Here is a 16,196-nt window from a genome sequence, read left to right on the forward strand (position 1 = left end):
GATGCTGACGCTGGTGATCTTCCTTCCGGCGGCGGTCGCGCTCGCGCTGCCGGGCGTCCCGCGACGCGCCGTGCCCTGGGCGTGGATCGGTGTCAGCCTGCTGGAGTGCGCCCTCGTCGCAGGGATGTGGGTCGCGCACGGGACCGGCGGCGGGGTCTCGTTCGAGGCGGACGTGCGGTGGATTCCGTCCGTCCGGGCCGGCTACCACGTGGGCGTGGACGGGCTGTCGCTGCCCCTGCTGGCGATGACCGCCGTTCTGTTCGCCGCATGCGCGGTGTACTCGCTGCGCCGGACGAACCAGGTGCGGGCGTTCGCGAGCGTGTTCCTCTCCCTGGAGACGGTGTGCCTCGGGCTGTTCGCGGCCCTCGACCTCTGCTGTTCTTCGTCTTCTTCGACCTGTCCATCGTCGGCATGTACTTCGTGATCCTGCTGTGGGGGCACGGCGACCGGTCGCGCTCGGCACTGAAGTTCTTCCTGTACACGTTCCTGGGGTCGCTCGTCCTGCTGCTGGGGTTCATCGGGCTCTATCTCGGGGCCGCCCCGCACACGTTCGACATGGTGGAGCTGACCCGGACGCCGCCGCTCGCCGGATCGCCGGGCCTGGCCGCGCTGACGCTCCTCGCCGTCGCGGTCGGTCTCGGGATCAAGACGCCCGTCGTCCCGTTCCACACGTGGCTGTCGCCCGCGCACACCGACGCGCCCGCCGCCGGGTCGGCGATCCTCGCCGGGGTCATGCTGAAGATGGGCACGTACGGCCTCGTCCGGATCGCGATGCCGATGCTGCCGGACGCCTGGCGCCGCTACGCCCTGGTCATACTGATCGTCGGCCTTGTGAGCGTCCTGTACGGGGCGTTGGTCGCGCTCGCGCAGGACAATGTCAAGCGGCTCGTGGCGTACACGTCCGTCAACCACATGGGCTACATCGTCCTGGCGCTGGGGGCGGCCGGGTACACCTCCGGCGGCGCGGACGCGCGGCGGCTCGCGGTGACCGGCGCGGTCACGCAGATGGTCAGCCACGGGCTGGTGACCGGCGCGCTGTTCCTGCTGTGCGGGGTCCTGTACGAGCGGGCCGGAAGCTACGATCTCGGGCGGTTCGGCGGCATCGCCGGTGACGCACCGGTCCTCGCCTGGCTGATCGGGATCGCCGCGTTCGCCTCGCTGGGGCTGCCCGGGCTGTCCGGGTTCATCGCCGAGTTCCAGATCTTCGCCGGGACGATCGGGACCGGGACGGCGGCGACGGCCGTGACCGGCGCGTCGGCGATCCTCGGCATCCTGATCACGGCGGCGCTGTTCCTGCGCGTCCTGCACACGGCCGTGCTCGGACCGCCCGGTGAGCTGACCCCGCGGGTCACCGAGGTGCGGCGGCCCGAACTGGCGGCGCTCGTCCCGCTGCTGGCGCTGTCGCTGCTCATCGGCGTCGCGCCGCGCGTCCTGCTCGACACGATCGAGCCGCTGTCGGCGGCCGTCGTGGCGCTGGTGGGCCGGTGATGAACGAGAACCCGGCCGACCTCGCCCCCGAGCTGTGCGTGCTCGTCGCCGCCGTCCTCGGGCTCGTCGCCGGGCTGTTCCTGCCGCGCCGCGGGCAGTGGAGGGTCGGCGTGATCTGCCTGGCAGGACTCGTGGCGGGGCTGGCCGCCTCGGGCGTCGCCGCCGCCCGTCCCGATCTGGTGGTGTTCGACGCTCTCCGCGTCGACCCGGTCACGCACGTCACCCGGATCGCCGTGCTCGGCTCGACGGCGGCGGTCGTGGTGCTGGCGGCAGGCCGGGTGCGCGGCCATCCGCGGGAGAGCGAGCACTATGTGCTGATCCTCCTTTCGGCGCTGGGCGCGATCCTGCTCGGCGTCTCGGCCGACCTGCTGGTGCTCGTCGCCGCCTACCTACTGGCGAGCATCCCCGCGTACGCGCTCGCCGGGTTCGGCAAAGACGCCGCCGGAACCGAGGCCGCACTGAAGTACTACCTGATGGGCGCGCTGCTCGGCGTGCTGATGCTCGCCGGTGTGACGCTGCTGTTCGGGGTCGGGCGCGGGACGGCCTACCCGGTGCTGCGGGCCGGGCTGGCGGACGCGCCGCCGGCGGCGGTCGCGGCGGGCGTCGTCGCGCTGCTCGCCGGACCGCTGTTCAAGGCGGGCGCCGTCCCCGGGCACTTCTGGGTGCCGGACGTGGCCGAGGGCGCCCCGCCGGCCGTCGCCGCCTACGTCACCACCGTCCCGAAGATCGGTGCGTTCGCCGCCCTCTACCGGTTCGCGGCCGAGACGCGCCCGGACGGCTGGCCCGCGCTCCTCGCCGTGGTCGCCGCGGCGACGATGACGCTCGGCAACCTCGCCGCGTTCGGGCAGGACAACGTCCGGCGCCTGCTGGCGTACTCGACCATCGGCCAGGCGGGGTTCCTCCTCGTCCCGGTCGCGATGGCGGGACGGACGGACCTGGCGCAACCCGCGCTGCTGTACTACGTCGCGGCCTACGCGGTGACGAACCTCGGGGCGTTCGCCGTCGTCCTCGCCGTGGGGCGGGACGACCTGAGCGGCTACGCCGGACTGCTGCGCGGGTCCCCGCTCCTGGGCCTCTCGCTGGTCGTCTGCCTGCTCGGGTTCGTCGGCACGCCGCCGACCGCCGTGTTCGTCGGGAAGGTCCTGATGTTCGGTGCCGCCATCGACGGCGGATACGTCTGGCTCGCCGTGGTCGCGGCGGTGAACACGGTCGCGAGCGTCTTCTACTACCTGCGCTGGATCGTCCCGCTGTTCCGGCGGCAGACCGTCCCGTCGCGTCCGGCGCGCGCGGCTGCGGCGGTCGCGGTGACCGCCGCAGTGTTCTCGCTGGCGCTGGGCATCGGCAGCGGGATCGCGCTCACATGACCGGCAGGCCGGGGTCGGCGGCGGGCGCGTCCTGGAAGCGAGGGGACCCCTGGTACGGGACGCGGGCGATGAGAGCGCCTAGGGGGCGTAGCGGCGGGCCAGGGTGCGGAACGCCGGCTTCGGCTCCCAGTGGCCGGTCTTCTCGTAGCCGAGGCGGGAATCCGCCGGAAGTACCTTGACCAGCGAGAACCCCGCCATGTCGAGGTCGTGGTCCCGGTCGGGCGAGTAGGGCGAGTCGGGGTCGATGAAGTTGTAGACGAACGCGCCGTGCACGCCCTCGGCCTCGTAGACGTCCAGGAGCTCGGAGATGTAGCGGGCCTGCGTCCGCTCGTCCCGGACGTACCCCGCCGGGACGACGGGCGGGTCCTGCGTCCAGTCGATGATGTCGAACCCGTCGCCGCCTCGCTCGTCCGCGCCCCGGTACGTGCAGCACCCGAACTCGGTGATGACGACCGGCTTGCCGAACCGGTGCAGCGCCCGGACGTCCTGGACATAGGTCGCCTTGTTCGACGCGTCCCGGTACAGGTCGACGCCGACCACGTCGAAGCCGCGCCAGGCGACGTTCTCCCACACACCGGACGTGTAGGTGAGGCGGCCGCCGAACAGGGGGCGGACGGTCTTCAGCGCCCGTCCGAGGAAGGCGTTGAGACGCTTGTCGTACCCCCGCCCCGCCGGAGTGCCGAGGTTGGCCGCCCGTTCCATCCAGTCCTTGCCGGGCACCAGGCCGGCCATGAAGATCGTCAGCTCGCAGCCCAGCGAGATGCCGACCCCGGGGTGGGTGCGGCGGAGCCGTTCCGCCTCCCGGGCGACGGACGACACGAACCGCAGCGTCGTGCGGGCGTCCCGCTCGAACTGGCGCGGCTCGAACCAGACGAACATGCCCTCCTCGGCCGCGTAGCGGGCCGCGAGCATGAGGCGGCGCAGATCGGAGCCGAGGAGGATGAGCGCGTTGCAGTGCAGATCCCGGCGGATCGCGCGGATCTCGCGCCGCACGTACTCCGGCTTCCACACCTCGCGTTCGGTGTCGTAGTTGACGCCGTGCTGCGGCAGCCGTCCGCTCTTCGGGGCGGCGGCCCGCGCGGGCCGGACCGCGGCCCCGCCCACGACGGCCGCCGCCGTCCCGGCCAGCACTGTCCTGCGGCTGATCGATGCCATGGCCTGCTCCTCGATGCTCGGTCGTCCTGGCCCCGAGTCTTTTCCAGAGCGGACCGGGCGGGCAGCGGCCACCGGGCGATGCGTGCGGCGACCAAAGTCGCCGGGCGCGATGCCGAAGGTCGATCAGGCGAGCAGGCCGTGCTCCTCGGCGAGGTCGAGCGCGGCCTGCGCCGCGGGGGCGAGCATGTGGCGTTCGCCGCGCCCGACGTAGACGTACTCGTCGACCTCGCCGGCCGCCGCCATCGCGCCGCGGTAGGCGGCGGTGAAGCACGCCATCCGGACGTGGGCGAAGTCGGGCTGGTCGTGGGCCGGCGCCCTGATGACGCCCAGTTCCCGGAAGGACGCCTGGTCGAGCTCCAGGTCCAGTTCCTCGCGGACCTCGCGGGACAGCGCCGACCAGTCGTCCTCGCCCGGCTCGCGCTTGCCGCCGGGCAGGTAGAGGAGGTCGCGGCCCCGTGAGCGGACGGCGAGCATCCGGCCGTCCGACACCTGGATCCACGCGACGACATCGAGATCTTCCACGTGATCAGTCTCCTACAGGCGGGGGACGCGCAGGGTGACGGTCCGCACGCCCGCGAGACCGAGGATCTCGGCGGCCGAGCCCTGGTTCACGGCCAGGCCCAGCCAGCCGGACGAGTCGATCCAGAGAAGCGGCACGCCGGGGCTGACGGCGCCGAAGGTCTCCTCGAAGGTGACGCGCTCGGCGCCCGGCACGGGAACGGTCCACGCGACGTCCAGCGGGGTGCCCGGGGGGAGTTCGCCGAACGCCGCCGTCAGGTCCTCGCGCTCGGCGCCGAGGATGAGGCTGCCGAAACGGTCGGTGTAGAGGACGGGAACGGTCAGCTCGCCGTCGCGCACCGCCGGCGGCGGGACGTCCAGTGGCACCGGATCGACCCGCGCGCCGAGATCGGCGACGTCGACGCCGTTCACGACGTGCGCGGCGGCGGGGGAGAAGACGTCGCGGCCGTGGAACGAGGCCGACACCTCGGGCAGCCGGTATGCCGGGTTCTCCAGCGCGTGCGCCCGGACGGCGCCGCCGAGCCTCTCCGCCGCCGGGACGAGGAGGCCGTTGTCGGGGCCGACGAGCACGTCACCGCGCCCGGTCTCGATCGCGACGGGCAGCCGCGGCGTGCCGACGCCCGGGTCGACGATGCCCGTGTGCACCCCGACCGGCAGATAGGGCAGCGCCTGCCGCAGCAGCATCGCGCCCTCGCGGACGTCGAACGGGGTGATCTCGTCGCTGAGCACGAGCACGTTCGCCGCCGGCGCGATGGAGTACACCACCCCCGCGCAGATCGCCGTGTAGGCGGCGCCGAAGTCGGTCGCCAGGCTGACGAACGGGCGGCTCTCGGACATGCGGCGATGCTATCCAGCGAGCCCGTATGCTCCGGGACGTGCGCGCCGAAGCCCTCGACCCCGTCCTGCTGCGGACGTTCGTGTCCGTCGCCGACCTCGGCTCGTTCACCGCCGCCGCTGCCGCCGAGGGCTACACGCAGTCCGCCGTATCAAGGCAGATCGCCGCGCTGGAGGACGTCTGCGGGGTGGAGCTGTTCGCGCGCGGGGCCCGGGGCGTCCGCCCGACCCCGGCCGCGGAATACCTGCTGCCGCATGCGCGCGGCCTCCTGGACCGGCTCGCCGACACCGCCCGCGCGCTGGACGGCCTGCGCAGGCTGGACGCCGGGACACTGCGGCTCGGCGCCTTCCCCACCGCGAACGCCGCGCTCGTCCCGCGCGCCCTCGCCCGGTTCCGGGCCCGGCATCCCGGAGTGCGGCCGATGCTGCGCGAGGGGACGACCGAGCGGCTGCTGCCGATGCTGGACGCCGGCGACCTCGACATCGCGCTGGTCAGCACGCACAAGATCCCGTCGATCGCGGCGGACGAACTCGTGCCGCTGCTGGACGACGCGCTCCTCGTCGCGCTGCCGAGCGGCCACCGGCTCGCCGCGCGGGACCGCGTCCCGCTGGCGGAGCTGGCGGACGAGCCGTGGATCGTCGCCGACGACCCCGAGGCCGTCGCGGCGTTGCGCGCCCGGTGCGAGGCGGCCGGGTTCGTCCCGGAGACGCCGCTGCGGGTCGCCGAGTGGATCTCCAAGCTGGGCCTGGTCGCCGAGGGGTTCGGCGTCACGCTCGTCCCGGCGCTGGCGGCGGTCGCGATGACGCGGGAGGGCGTCGTGCTGCGCGCCGTGACGTCCGGCCGGCCGCGCCGCGCCGTCTACGCGGCGGTGGGACGGCACGCGCGGCGGTCCCCGGCCGTCACCGCGTTCCTGTCGGACCTGCGGGACGTAGCCGGGGAACTGCGGCCGTCCTCCGGCTGAGCGTCCCGGCGGCCGCCGCTCAGGGCAGCGCGGCGACGATCTCGACCTCCAGCAGCGCGTCCGGGTGGAACAGGCGGGAGACCTCGACGGTCGTGCTGGTCGGCGGCGGACCGGTGAAGTGCTGCCTGCGGACGGCCCCGTACTCGGGCAGCCGGTCCAGGTCGGTGACGAACGTCCGGACGTTGACGACGTCCTCGAAACCGGCCCCGTGGGCGGCGAGGATCCGGTCCAGCAGCGAGAAGATCACTTCGGACTGGCGGGTCATGTCGCCGGGCGCGTCCATTTTGCCGCCCTCGTCCAGGGCGATCTGGCCCGAGACGAACAGCATCGGTCCCTGGGTCACGACGGCGGTGTGGGAGTAGGCGGGGTTCGGCGGCGCGGGGACGGTCGCGGGGTTGCCGAGCGTGACGCGCATCTGCGTGGTCCTCCTGGCGTGGTCGATGGCGATCAGGTGATCGACGCTAGGCCCCGGACGGCCATGTCACCAGCGAAGACTTCGCAAGCCAACCATGCGAAACGTGCATGGCTCAAAGCGCGAAGAGGACGGCGGTCGCCGCCAGCAGCACCGTCAGACCCGTCATGACCAGGATGGAGATCGGGTCGGCCGCGCCGCCGCCCGCGGGCAGCCGGGTCCGCCGCTTCCCCAGGCTCGCCCGGGTGCGGCGGAGCAGCAGGGCGGCGCCGCCGCAGACGACCGCCGCCGCGGCGGCCGCGCCCGGCGCCGAGGGCGCGAGCCGCACGCACAGCAGTCCGGCGGCGATCAGCGACAGGGTGGTGCGCGACCAGGCCAGCGCGGTCCGCTCCAGTTGCGCCCCGGGATCCCAGAGCCTCACCGGGGCCTCCGGCGGGACGGCCCGCCGCGCACCGTCATCGGGTGGCCAGGAGGGCCACCAGCAGGACGATCGCGGCGGTCGCCAGACCGTAAGCCATGATCGGCGCCAGCGCGGGCGGGGGGAGCGTCTCGGCGCGGCGCAGGGCGCGCTCGGTGCGCAGCCAGCGGCGGAACGCGAAGGCGGCGACGAGGGCGCCGGTCGCGGCGAAGCCGACCGCGAGGCCGTTGCGGAGCGCCGGCTGGACCAGGTCGCCGGCGAGCGCGAGGCCGATGCCGCCCGCGATCAGCGCCAGTGCCGTCCGGATCCAGGCCAGGAACGTGCGCTCGTTGGCCAGGGAGAAGCGCGGGTCGGGGTCGCTGCCCTCGGCGAGCAGGCGGTCCGTCCACCTGCCGCCGGGGTCCTCGGGGGGCCGGGTCGTGGTCATCGCCATTCATATTAGGCGACGAAAGCGAATGTCCAATTCCCGGAACATGAATGGCAATTCCGATCGAACATCTCGGAAATGCCTGGTGGGGGCGGTCAGCCGGGGCCGAAGCGGCGGGCCGAGGCGTCCTCCTGGGCGAGCCGGTGCAGGGCGGTGAGCACCTGCTCGTAGAGGATGGTGGAGACGATCAGCGTGTGGACCGTCCGGGCCCGCGGCGCGCCGCTCGTGACCCGGCCGACCTCGTGCTCGGCGACGTCCGTCGCTGCCGCCACGTACGGGCGCAGGTCCCGGAGGGTGATCGGGAAGCCGAGGCGGCGCAGCGCCACGAACGTGTGCGCGAGCAGGTCGCGGGCGGGGGCGCGGTCGCCGACCGTCCAGCCGAGCTCGCGGACGAGGGCGTCCACGTCCTCGCGGGCGGCGCGCCAGTGCGGGTCGTGCGGGGCGGCGACGTGCGGGCCGATCGCGTGCCGGGCGGTGGCGAACAGCTCGTGCAGGCCGACGCGGTCGTCGTCGACGGCCTCGATGATCTGCTGGATCGCCGAGACGGGCAGGTCGCCGACCTCGCGGAGCGCGCTGATCAGCCGCAGCCGCTCCAGGTGGCGGCCGTCGTACTCCGAGCGCGTGGCGCTCACGGCCGAGCCCTTCGGCAGCAGGCCCTCCCGGATGTAGAACTTGATCGTCTGGACCGTGAGCCCGCTGCGATCGCTGAGCTCGGAGATCTGCACCGTCGTACCCCCTTGACCGGAGCCCAACGGTATCGAGGTCGGACGACGGGATACCGGCACTTCCGATGTCTGACCGGCTTATGACGGTTCGAGGCGGTCCCCGGGGTCAGGACGCCGTGCGGCGCATCCCCTCGGAGATCTTCTCGGCGGCCGCGGCGACGGGACCGGCGTGCAGCCGGCCGGGGGAGCGGGTCAGCCGTTCGAGCGGGCCTGACACGGACACGGCCGCGATCACCCGTCCGCCGGCGCCGCGGATGGGCGCGGAGACCGAGCCGACGCCCTGCTCACGCTCGCCGACGCTCTGCGCCCAGCCCCGGCGCCGGACGGACGCGAGCGTCGTGGCCTCGAACTTGGCGTTGCGCAGCCCGCGGTGCAGCCGGTCGGGCTCCTCCCACGCGAGCAGGATCTGCGCGGCCGAGCCCGCGGTCATCGGGAGCGCGGCGCCGACCGGGATGGTGTCGCGCAGCCCGCTGGTGCGTTCCGCAGCGGCCACGCAGACCCGGACGTCCCCCTGGCGACGGAAGAGCGAGGCGCTCTCGCCGGTCAGATCGCGCAGCTGGGCCAGGATGGGCTGCGCGATCGCGAGGAGGCGGTCCTCGCCCGCCGCGACCGCGAGTTCGGCGAGCCGCGGCCCGAGGATGAACCGTCCCTGCGTGTCGCGGTGCACGAGGCGGTGGTGCTCCAGCGCGACGGCCAGCCGGTGGGCGGTGGGGCGGGCCAGCCCCGTCGTCTGGACGAGCTGCGCGAGCGAGGCCGGGCCCGCCTCCAGCGCGTTCAGTACGCGAACCGCTTTGTCAAGTACGCCGACTCCGCTAGAGTTGTCCATGTCTTGATATTGCCGTCTCGTAATTTGAGATGCAAGTCGAGGTGACAGGGACCACGGCGACTCTGCGCCGACGATCATTACAGGTGAGGTGAAGGTGATGGGCCGAACACTGGCCGAGAAGGTGTACGACGCGCACGTCGTACGGCGAGCCGAGGGTGAGCCGGACCTCCTCTACATCGACCTGCACCTGGTCCACGAGGTGACGAGCCCGCAGGCGTTCGACGGGCTGCGGATGGCGGGCCGCCAGGTGCGCCGCCCCGACCTGACGATCGCGACCGAGGACCACAACGTCCCGACCACCGACCTGCTCAAGCCGATCGCCGACCCGGTGTCGCGCACCCAGGTCGAGACGCTGCGCAAGAACTGCTCCGACTTCGGGATCCGGCTGCACCCGATGGGCGACGAGGGCCAGGGGATCGTGCACGTCATCGGCCCGCAGCTCGGCCTGACCCAGCCCGGCATGACCGTCGTGTGCGGCGACTCGCACACCTCCACGCACGGCGCGTTCGGCGCCCTCGCCTTCGGCATCGGCACCAGCGAGGTCGAGCACGTCCTCGCCACGCAGACGCTGCCGCAGATCCAGCCGAAGACGATGGCCGTCACGGTCAACGGGGCGCTGCCGGACGGCGTCACCGCCAAGGACCTGATCCTGGCGATCATCGCCCGGATCGGCACCGGCGGCGGCCAGGGCCACATCATCGAGTACCGCGGCGAGGCCGTCCGGTCGCTGTCGATGGAGGGCCGCATGACGGTCTGCAACATGTCCATCGAGGCCGGCGCCCGCGCCGGGATGATCGCCCCGGACGAGACGACGTTCGAGTACCTCAAGGGGCGGCCGCACGCGCCCTCCGGCGAGGACTGGGACAAGGCCGTCGGGTACTGGACGTCGCTGCGCACCGACGACGACGCGGTCTTCGACAAGGAGGTCGTGATCGACGCGGCCGAGCTGACCCCGTTCGTCACCTGGGGGACGAACCCGGGCCAGGGGCTGCCGCTCGCTGGGTCCGTGCCGGACCCCGCGTCCTACGACGACCCGGTGGCGCGGCAGTCCGCCGAGCGCGCCCTGGAGTACATGGGCCTCACCGCCGGGACGCCGCTGCGCGACATCGAGGTCGACACGGTCTTCGTCGGCTCCTGCACCAACGGCCGCATCGAGGACCTGCGCGCCGTCGCGGACGTCCTCGACGGCCGCAAGGTCGCCGACGGCGTGCGGATGCTGGTCGTGCCCGGCTCCATGAGGGTCAAGAAGCAGGCCGAGGACGAGGGCCTGGACGCGGTCATCTCCGCGTCGGGCGCCGAGTGGCGCGAGGCCGGCTGCTCGATGTGCCTGGCGATGAACCCCGACAAGCTCACGCCCGGCGAGCGCAGCGCCTCCACGTCCAACCGCAACTTCGAGGGCCGGCAGGGACCCGGCGGCCGCACCCACCTGGTGTCGCCCGCCGTCGCCGCCGCGACCGCCGTCACCGGCCGCCTGGCCGCTCCCGCCGACCTCTAGGGGAACACCAATGGAAGCGTTCACCACCCACACCGGGCGCGCGGTCCCGCTGCGCCGCAGCAACGTCGACACCGACCAGATCATCCCGGCCGTCTGGCTGAAGCAGGTCAGCCGCACCGGGTTCGACAAGGGCCTGTTCTCCGCCTGGCGCGAGGACCCGGAGTTCGTCCTGAACCAGCCGCGGTACGAGGGCGCGGGCATCCTCGTCGCCGGGCCCGACTTCGGCACCGGATCGTCGCGCGAGCACGCCGTCTGGGCCCTGCAGCAGTACGGCTTCCGCGTCGTGATCGCGCCGCGCTTCGGCGACATCTTCCGCAACAACTCCACGAAGATGGGGCTGCTGCCGGTCGTCCTCACGGGCGAGCAGGTCGAGGCGCTGCAGAGCGCGGTCGAGAAGGACCCCGCCCTGGAGATCACCGTCGACCTGGAGAAGCGCGAGGTCCGCTGGGGCGCCGACGTCGCGTCCTTCGACATCGACGACTACACCCGCTGGCGGCTCATGGAGGGCCTGGACGACATCGGCCTGACGCTCCGCCACGCCGAAGCCGTCAACGACTTCGAATCCACCCGCAACCCACTCCTCCCGACCACCGCCTGAGGCGGCGCGTCCGGCCCGGCTCGTCCGTCCTCGACGGGCGGGCCGGGCCTTCGCCACCCCCGGATGGACGGGGCCCGGTGGGGAGCGGGGAGAATTGGCTCAGTGCGAAGAGCCGTTCGACCGTTTGGGGGCGGGGAATTGGACACGGTCCCGTGGACCGGGCCTGAGTGGGACGATCCTGCGTTGACGCAGCTCGCGCGGCAGTTGCGCGACGCTCACCGGGCCGTGGCGCCGCTTCCTCCGCAGGACCGCCGGCGGCTCATCCGGCACCTGCTGGCGATCACCGATCTGGCGAAACGGGACGCCGAGCTCGCCGCCCGCAGGCTGGACGCGTTCCTCGCCGATTTCCAAGACGGCCCCGACGTCGGTTAGCGTGCGCAGTGGCCGGATCCGGTCCGGTCACCCGGCGAGACGGGGGCGAGGCCGACAAAAACGCCAGCGACACGCCATCGTTTGCGTGCAGGTGATTGTGTCCATGCTGAGGGTCCCTTAGTTTCGTTCGGGCAAGGGGGGAACTAGAGGAGTAACCCATGAACAAGCGTGAGCTGGTCGACGCCATCTCTGACCGGCTGGGCAGCAAGAAGGCCGCAGCCGAGGCCGTCGACGCCATCCTGGACGCGATCCAGAACGCCGTCGCCAAGGGCGACAAGGTCGCGATCACCGGGTTCGGTTCGTTCGAGAAGGCCGACCGGCCTGCCCGTACGGCCCGCAACCCCGCAACGGGCAAGACCATCGAGGTTCCCGCGACGTCCGTGCCGAAGTTCAAGGCGGGCGCCGACTTCAAGAACCTGGTGGCCGGCAAGAAGTAGCCGCACCGCGTCAGCGCCCGGGGCCGTGCCGCCGGCACGGCCCCGGGCGCTGACGCGTGTACGAGCCCGCTCAGGAAGGCAGCGGGAAGGTCGACAGGGTGACCACCGTGACGCGGTCGTCCTCCAGCGCGAGGTTGACCCGCTGGCCGAAGCGCAGCAGCCGCAGCCCGCCCGCCGCGAACGCCTCCGCGTCGAAGGGCAGCTCGGTCCCGTCGTCGAGCAGCACGCTGCCCGAACGCGACTCCGCGTCGAACGCCTTCACCGTCCCCTGCATGACACCGTCCCCTGCATGACCGAGACTCTAGGCCAACGAGGGCAGCCGCGACGCGACGGCCGCGGTGCGGGGGCCGGTGCCGAGGGCCAGGGCGGCGCGGAGGTCGTCCGGGGTGTCCACGTCGCGCCGGACGCTGTCGGTGCCGGGGAGCAGGATCTCCCTCGCGCCGCGGGCGCGGTGGGCGGACCGCGAGTCGCCGCCGAACGCCGGGGCGAACGGGACGCCCGGGCGGGCCGTGTAGAGCGTCGTGCCGACGCCCGCCGCGTCCGGGACGAACGCCTCGGGCGCCGTCCCGGCGGCGTCGAGGACGCGGGCGAGTTCAACCGGCCGCAAAGCGGGCAGATCGGCTGAGAGCGCCCCCACGCCCGCGCCGGCGGCCAGCTCGCGGCCCCGGCCGGCACCGTAGACCAGCGCCGGGTTCAGGCCGGCGTCCGGCACGTCGGGCACGACCCGGGCGCCGAGGGCGGCCAGCTCGGCCGCCGGAAGGGGATCGTCGGTGACAACGATCACGGTCCGGACCCGGTCACAGCGCAGCGCGGCGGCGACCGTGTCGGCCGCGACCGCGAGCGCGAGCGCCTCCCGGTGCGGCCCGGCCGCCGCCGACATACGGGTCTTGGCCCTGGCGAGGACCTTGACGGGGACGACGAGCGACCAGCGGAGCGGAGGCCCGCCGCGCGCTGCTGTGGACGGTGCTGGTGTAGACATGGCAACTCGACACTATGCGCACGCAACCGCGACACTTGAGGACACCCCACGTTCACCCCGGGGGACGGAAGAGGAGGGGCGTAATGAGCGAAGCGAAGCGGGGGGCGCGAGGGGCCGCCCCCTCGCCGGGAGCACGCACGGGCCACGGGTATTCGCCGGCCTGGCGGAAGCTCACGATCGTCGTCCTGCGCCCGCTGCTGTCCGGGCTGCTGAAACGGGACTGGCGCGGACGCGGCAACGTCCCCGGGAAGGGCGGCGTCATCATCGCCGCCAACCACATCTCCGAGTCCGACCCGCTCGCGCTCGCCCACTTCGTCTACGAGTCGGGCCGGTACCCGGTCTACCTGGCCAAGTCCACGCTGTTCGACGTGAAGGTCGTCGGGAACGCGCTGCGCGGCACCGGCCAGATCCCCGTGCACCGCGACCGCGCCGACGCCGCCCTCGCCCTCGAGGACGCCGAGAAGGCGCTGCTGGACGGCGAATGCCTGATCTTCTACCCGGAGGGCAGCTGCACCCGTGACCCCGAGCTGTGGCCCATGACCGGGCAGACCGGCGTCGCGCGGATGGCGCTGCAGACCGGCGCCAAGGTCGTCCCGGTGGCGACCTGGGGCGCGCACGAGCTGATGCCGTACAAGAAGGGCGAGCAGACGGGCCTCGCAGGCAGCCTGAAGAAGGGCCTCCACCCGCTGCCCCGCAAGACGATGCGGGTGATCGCCGGACCGCCCGTCGACCTGTCCGGGTACGAGGGGCTGCCGCTCGACAGGGACACGCTGCGGGCGGCCACCGACGACATCATGGCCGCGATCACCGGCCTGCTCGGGGAGCTGCGCGGCCAGGAGCCGCCCGCGGAGCGCTACGACCACCACAAGGTGCTGGAGGAGCGCCGCCGCGCCGCCGGCGCGGCCAAGGCCGCCGGCTCGCCGCGCGGGGCCGCGGTCCCCGAGCCGGCGACGCCCGCCGCCCCGGAGAACGCCGAGCCGAAGGCGGCCGACTCGTGACCTTCCGTACCGCGGTGATGGGCTCCGGGTCCTGGGGCACCACGTTCGCGAAGATGCTGCACGACGCCGGCGGCGAGGTCACGGTGTGGGGACGCCGCCGGGAGGTGGTCGAGGGGATCAACGAGCGGCACGAGAACGCCGAGTACCTGCCCGGCGTCCCGCTCCCCGAACGCGTCCGCGCGACGCTGGATCCGGCCGAGGCCCTGCGGGACGCCGACTTCGTGGCGCTGGCCGTCCCGGCGCAGACGCTCCGGCAGAACCTCGGCGGCTGGGTTCCGCTGCTGCCCCGCGAGGCGGTCCTCGTCAGCCTGATGAAGGGCGTCGAGCTCGGCACCACCCGGCGGATGTCGGAGGTGATCCGCGAGGTCGCCGACGTCCCCGAGGAGCGGGTGGCGGTGTTCAGCGGGCCGAACGTGGCGCGCGAGATCGCCACCGGCGAGCCCAGCGCCGCCGTCGCCGCGTGCGTTGACGAGGACGCCGCGCGGGGCCTGCAGGCCGCGACCATGACGTCGTACTTCCGCGTGTACACCTCCACGGACGTGATCGGCTGCGAGCTCGGCGGCGCGGTGAAGAACGTCGTCGCCGTGTGCGTGGGCATGTCGGTCGGGCTCGGGTTCGGCGCCAACACCCAGGCGCTGCTGATGACCCGCGGGCTGGCCGAGATCACCCGGCTGGGGGCCGCCCTCGGCGCCGACGAGCACACCTTCGCGGGCCTCGCCGGGATGGGCGACCTCGTCGCGTCCTGCGTCTCGCCGCTGGCGCGCAACCGGACGTTCGGCGAGAACCTCGGCCGCGGGATGACCCTCGACCAGGTCATCGCCGCCACCAAGCAGACCGCGGAGGGCGTCAAGTCGGCGGAGGCGGTGCTGGAGCTGGCCCGCAAGCACAACGTGGAGATGCCGATCACCGAGGCGGTCACCGCCGTCCTGCACCGCGGCATGCCCATCAAGGAGGCGGCGATCTCGCTGATCTCGCGTTCTCCGAAGCCCGAGCGGTACGGAGTGTGAGCATGATCGCCGCGCTCGTGGCCGGGGTGGCTGATCACCGGTAGGGTCGGGCCTCATGTCCCAGGTTTCTAAGATCCGCGTGGCCGTGGTCTTCGGCGGGCGCAGCTCCGAGCACGCGATCTCCTGCGTCACCGCGGGCGCCGTCATGGCCGCCATCGACCGGGACCGGTACGAGGTGGTGCCGATCGGCATCGCGCGCGACGGACGCTGGGTGCTCCCGCCCCGGGACCTGCGGCTCGCCATCGAGGACGGCCGGCTGCCCGAGGTGACCGGCGAAGGGGGCGTCCTCGCGCTGCCGTTCGATCCGGACAGCCGCGGCCTGATGGTGGTCGAGCCGGGCAAGGTCCCCGCGACCCTCGGCGACGTCGACGTGGTGCTGCCCCTCCTGCACGGCCCCTACGGCGAGGACGGCACGATCCAGGGACTTCTCGACCTCGCGGGCATCCGCTACGTCGGTGCCGGGGTGCTCGCCAGTGCCGTCGGCATGGACAAGGGCTTCATGAAGCTCGTCTGGCAGGCGCGCGGGCTGCCCGTCGGCCCGTACGTGCTGGTCGGCGACCGGGAGTGGCGGCGCGAGCGCAAGCGCAAGATCGACGAGATCAAGGAGCTGGGCCTCGCGGCCGGGACCCCGGTGTTCGTCAAGCCGGCCCGCGCCGGGTCGAGCATGGGCATCACCCGCGTCACCGACGAGTCCGGCCTGGAGGCGGCGGTCGAGGCGGCCCGCGAGCACGACCCGAAGGTCATCGTCGAGGCCGCTGTCGAGGGCCGCGAGATCGAGTGCGGGGTCCTGCAGGGCCTGGACGACGGCCCCGCCGAGGCGAGCCTGCCCGCCGAGGTGCTGATGGCGGGCGACCACGACTTCTACGACTTCGAGACGAAGTACCTCGACGGCTCCACCGCCATGGCGATCCCGCCGGACCTGCCGCCCGCGGCGATCGAGGAGGTCCGCCGCATCGCGGTGCAGGCGTTCGACGCGCTCGACTGCGAGGGCCTCGCGCGGGTCGACTTCTTCCACACGACCGACGGCCGGTGGATCCTCAACGAGATCAACACCATGCCTGGGTTCACCCCGGCGTCGGCGTTCCCGCAGATGTGGGCGGCGACGGGGCTGGATTATCCGGCGCTGGTCGACCGGCTCATCCAGACGGCGCTCCGGCGGTCCACCGGCCTGCGCTGAGCC

At 73.1% G+C, this 16,196-nt stretch carries 21 protein-coding genes; 11 read left to right on the forward strand and 10 right to left on the reverse strand.

The genetic code is table 11. The features are described from left to right. Position 1 precedes the first annotated feature (1 nt). Genes ACQPXG_RS13205 through ACQPXG_RS13215 form a run of 3 tightly spaced genes read left to right on the forward strand, consistent with a single transcriptional unit; the run spans position 2 to position 2,852 of the window. Complete coding sequence (locus ACQPXG_RS13205; RefSeq protein WP_433467953.1) at positions 2-424, forward strand: hypothetical protein; 423 nt, start codon at positions 2-4, stop codon at positions 422-424. Next, entirely contained in the window at positions 343-1,488 is a 1,146-nt protein-coding gene (locus tag ACQPXG_RS13210; protein WP_433467954.1) for a complex I subunit 4 family protein, read from the forward strand. The genes ACQPXG_RS13205 and ACQPXG_RS13210 overlap by 82 nt, the downstream gene beginning before the upstream one ends. After that, positions 1,488-2,852 (forward strand): NADH-quinone oxidoreductase subunit N, encoded by a 1,365-nt coding sequence (locus ACQPXG_RS13215; protein WP_433467955.1) that lies wholly within the window; start codon positions 1,488-1,490, stop codon positions 2,850-2,852. The genes ACQPXG_RS13210 and ACQPXG_RS13215 overlap by 1 nt, the downstream gene beginning before the upstream one ends. Positions 2,853-2,930: 78 nt before the next feature. Here ACQPXG_RS13215 and ACQPXG_RS13220 read toward each other — a convergent pair whose 3' ends face one another. From ACQPXG_RS13220 to ACQPXG_RS13230, 3 genes are all read right to left on the reverse strand, one after another. Then, on the reverse strand, positions 2,931-4,007 hold the full coding sequence (locus ACQPXG_RS13220; protein ID WP_433467956.1) for a hypothetical protein: 1,077 nt from the start codon (positions 4,005-4,007) through the stop codon (positions 2,931-2,933). Positions 4,008-4,130: 123 nt separating this feature from the next. Beyond that, entirely contained in the window at positions 4,131-4,529 is a 399-nt protein-coding gene (locus tag ACQPXG_RS13225; protein WP_433467957.1) for an NUDIX hydrolase, read from the reverse strand. Positions 4,530-4,541: 12 nt separating this feature from the next. Further along, positions 4,542-5,363 (reverse strand): SAM hydrolase/SAM-dependent halogenase family protein, encoded by an 822-nt coding sequence (locus ACQPXG_RS13230; RefSeq protein WP_433467958.1) that lies wholly within the window; start codon positions 5,361-5,363, stop codon positions 4,542-4,544. Between the two features lie 38 nt (positions 5,364-5,401). On the opposite strand from ACQPXG_RS13230, the gene ACQPXG_RS13235 reads away from it, so the two are divergent. Further along, on the forward strand, positions 5,402-6,322 hold the full coding sequence (locus ACQPXG_RS13235; RefSeq protein WP_433467959.1) for a LysR family transcriptional regulator: 921 nt from the start codon (positions 5,402-5,404) through the stop codon (positions 6,320-6,322). A gap of 19 nt (positions 6,323-6,341) precedes the next feature. Here ACQPXG_RS13235 and ACQPXG_RS13240 read toward each other — a convergent pair whose 3' ends face one another. The 5 genes from ACQPXG_RS13240 to ACQPXG_RS13260 form a co-directional block, all read right to left on the reverse strand. After that, the gene (locus ACQPXG_RS13240) at positions 6,342-6,737 is read right to left on the reverse strand and encodes a RidA family protein (RefSeq protein ID WP_433467960.1); all 396 of its coding nucleotides are present in this window, start codon (positions 6,735-6,737) and stop codon (positions 6,342-6,344) included. A 112-nt stretch (positions 6,738-6,849) separates the two neighbouring features. After that, positions 6,850-7,155, reverse strand: coding sequence for a DUF202 domain-containing protein (locus tag ACQPXG_RS13245; RefSeq protein ID WP_433467961.1), 306 nt, complete (start codon positions 7,153-7,155; stop codon positions 6,850-6,852). A gap of 34 nt (positions 7,156-7,189) precedes the next feature. Further along, on the reverse strand, positions 7,190-7,579 hold the full coding sequence (locus ACQPXG_RS13250) for a YidH family protein (protein ID WP_433467962.1): 390 nt from the start codon (positions 7,577-7,579) through the stop codon (positions 7,190-7,192). A 95-nt stretch (positions 7,580-7,674) separates the two neighbouring features. Then, a complete protein-coding gene (locus tag ACQPXG_RS13255) occupies positions 7,675-8,304 on the reverse strand; it encodes a MerR family transcriptional regulator (RefSeq protein ID WP_433467963.1) in 630 nt (209 codons plus the stop codon). Between the two features lie 106 nt (positions 8,305-8,410). Next, positions 8,411-9,130: an IclR family transcriptional regulator gene (locus ACQPXG_RS13260; RefSeq protein ID WP_433467964.1), complete on the reverse strand. Its 720-nt coding sequence runs from the start codon at positions 9,128-9,130 to the stop codon at positions 8,411-8,413. A gap of 97 nt (positions 9,131-9,227) precedes the next feature. On the opposite strand from ACQPXG_RS13260, the gene leuC reads away from it, so the two are divergent. From leuC to ACQPXG_RS13280, 4 genes are all read left to right on the forward strand, one after another. Continuing rightward, on the forward strand, positions 9,228-10,625 hold the full coding sequence (gene leuC, locus ACQPXG_RS13265) for a 3-isopropylmalate dehydratase large subunit (protein WP_433467965.1): 1,398 nt from the start codon (positions 9,228-9,230) through the stop codon (positions 10,623-10,625). A 10-nt stretch (positions 10,626-10,635) separates the two neighbouring features. After that, the gene (gene leuD / locus ACQPXG_RS13270; protein ID WP_433467966.1) at positions 10,636-11,223 is read left to right on the forward strand and encodes a 3-isopropylmalate dehydratase small subunit; all 588 of its coding nucleotides are present in this window, start codon (positions 10,636-10,638) and stop codon (positions 11,221-11,223) included. A 183-nt stretch (positions 11,224-11,406) separates the two neighbouring features. Beyond that, positions 11,407-11,595: a hypothetical protein gene (locus ACQPXG_RS13275; RefSeq protein WP_433467967.1), complete on the forward strand. Its 189-nt coding sequence runs from the start codon at positions 11,407-11,409 to the stop codon at positions 11,593-11,595. A 158-nt stretch (positions 11,596-11,753) separates the two neighbouring features. Next, positions 11,754-12,032 (forward strand): HU family DNA-binding protein, encoded by a 279-nt coding sequence (locus ACQPXG_RS13280; RefSeq protein ID WP_117399631.1) that lies wholly within the window; start codon positions 11,754-11,756, stop codon positions 12,030-12,032. Positions 12,033-12,102: 70 nt separating this feature from the next. On the opposite strand, the gene ACQPXG_RS13285 is transcribed toward ACQPXG_RS13280, so the two are convergent. Then, positions 12,103-12,306, reverse strand: coding sequence for a cold-shock protein (locus tag ACQPXG_RS13285; protein WP_433467968.1), 204 nt, complete (start codon positions 12,304-12,306; stop codon positions 12,103-12,105). A gap of 27 nt (positions 12,307-12,333) precedes the next feature. Continuing rightward, positions 12,334-13,011, reverse strand: coding sequence for a 2-phospho-L-lactate guanylyltransferase (cofC, locus tag ACQPXG_RS13290; RefSeq protein WP_433467969.1), 678 nt, complete (start codon positions 13,009-13,011; stop codon positions 12,334-12,336). An 83-nt stretch (positions 13,012-13,094) separates the two neighbouring features. On the opposite strand from cofC, the gene ACQPXG_RS13295 reads away from it, so the two are divergent. Genes ACQPXG_RS13295 through ACQPXG_RS13305 form a run of 3 tightly spaced genes read left to right on the forward strand, consistent with a single transcriptional unit; the run spans position 13,095 to position 16,193 of the window. After that, complete coding sequence (locus ACQPXG_RS13295) at positions 13,095-14,009, forward strand: lysophospholipid acyltransferase family protein (RefSeq protein WP_433467970.1); 915 nt, start codon at positions 13,095-13,097, stop codon at positions 14,007-14,009. 17 nt (positions 14,010-14,026) lie between these two features. After that, on the forward strand, positions 14,027-15,016 hold the full coding sequence (locus tag ACQPXG_RS13300; RefSeq protein ID WP_433469957.1) for an NAD(P)H-dependent glycerol-3-phosphate dehydrogenase: 990 nt from the start codon (positions 14,027-14,029) through the stop codon (positions 15,014-15,016). Positions 15,017-15,071: 55 nt separating this feature from the next. Continuing rightward, complete coding sequence (locus ACQPXG_RS13305) at positions 15,072-16,193, forward strand: D-alanine--D-alanine ligase family protein (RefSeq protein ID WP_433467971.1); 1,122 nt, start codon at positions 15,072-15,074, stop codon at positions 16,191-16,193. Positions 16,194-16,196 lie beyond the last annotated feature (3 nt).

Origin of the sequence: Spirillospora sp. CA-128828 (assembly GCF_050945415.1) — a bacterium.
Classification (GTDB): domain Bacteria; phylum Actinomycetota; class Actinomycetes; order Streptosporangiales; family Streptosporangiaceae; genus Spirillospora.

Excerpts from the sequence above, each read along its gene's own strand:
- ACQPXG_RS13205 (WP_433467953.1), top strand. The coding sequence starts at position 2 with ATGCTGACGCTGGTGATCTTCCTTCCGGCGGCGGTCGCGCTCGCGCTG.
- ACQPXG_RS13215 (WP_433467955.1), top strand. The coding sequence starts at position 1,488 with ATGAACGAGAACCCGGCCGACCTCGCCCCCGAGCTGTGCGTGCTCGTC.
- ACQPXG_RS13220 (WP_433467956.1), bottom strand. The coding sequence starts at position 4,007 with ATGGCATCGATCAGCCGCAGGACAGTGCTGGCCGGGACGGCGGCGGCC.
- ACQPXG_RS13230 (WP_433467958.1), bottom strand. The coding sequence starts at position 5,363 with ATGTCCGAGAGCCGCCCGTTCGTCAGCCTGGCGACCGACTTCGGCGCC.
- ACQPXG_RS13240 (WP_433467960.1), bottom strand. The coding sequence starts at position 6,737 with ATGCGCGTCACGCTCGGCAACCCCGCGACCGTCCCCGCGCCGCCGAAC.
- ACQPXG_RS13250 (WP_433467962.1), bottom strand. The coding sequence starts at position 7,579 with ATGACCACGACCCGGCCCCCCGAGGACCCCGGCGGCAGGTGGACGGAC.
- ACQPXG_RS13260 (WP_433467964.1), bottom strand. The coding sequence starts at position 9,130 with ATGGACAACTCTAGCGGAGTCGGCGTACTTGACAAAGCGGTTCGCGTA.
- leuC (WP_433467965.1), top strand. The coding sequence starts at position 9,228 with ATGGGCCGAACACTGGCCGAGAAGGTGTACGACGCGCACGTCGTACGG.
- leuD (WP_433467966.1), top strand. The coding sequence starts at position 10,636 with ATGGAAGCGTTCACCACCCACACCGGGCGCGCGGTCCCGCTGCGCCGC.
- ACQPXG_RS13280 (WP_117399631.1), top strand. The coding sequence starts at position 11,754 with ATGAACAAGCGTGAGCTGGTCGACGCCATCTCTGACCGGCTGGGCAGC.
- ACQPXG_RS13285 (WP_433467968.1), bottom strand. The coding sequence starts at position 12,306 with ATGCAGGGGACGGTGAAGGCGTTCGACGCGGAGTCGCGTTCGGGCAGC.
- cofC (WP_433467969.1), bottom strand. The coding sequence starts at position 13,011 with ATGTCTACACCAGCACCGTCCACAGCAGCGCGCGGCGGGCCTCCGCTC.
- ACQPXG_RS13295 (WP_433467970.1), top strand. The coding sequence starts at position 13,095 with ATGAGCGAAGCGAAGCGGGGGGCGCGAGGGGCCGCCCCCTCGCCGGGA.
- ACQPXG_RS13300 (WP_433469957.1), top strand. The coding sequence starts at position 14,027 with ATGGGCTCCGGGTCCTGGGGCACCACGTTCGCGAAGATGCTGCACGAC.
- ACQPXG_RS13305 (WP_433467971.1), top strand. The coding sequence starts at position 15,072 with ATGTCCCAGGTTTCTAAGATCCGCGTGGCCGTGGTCTTCGGCGGGCGC.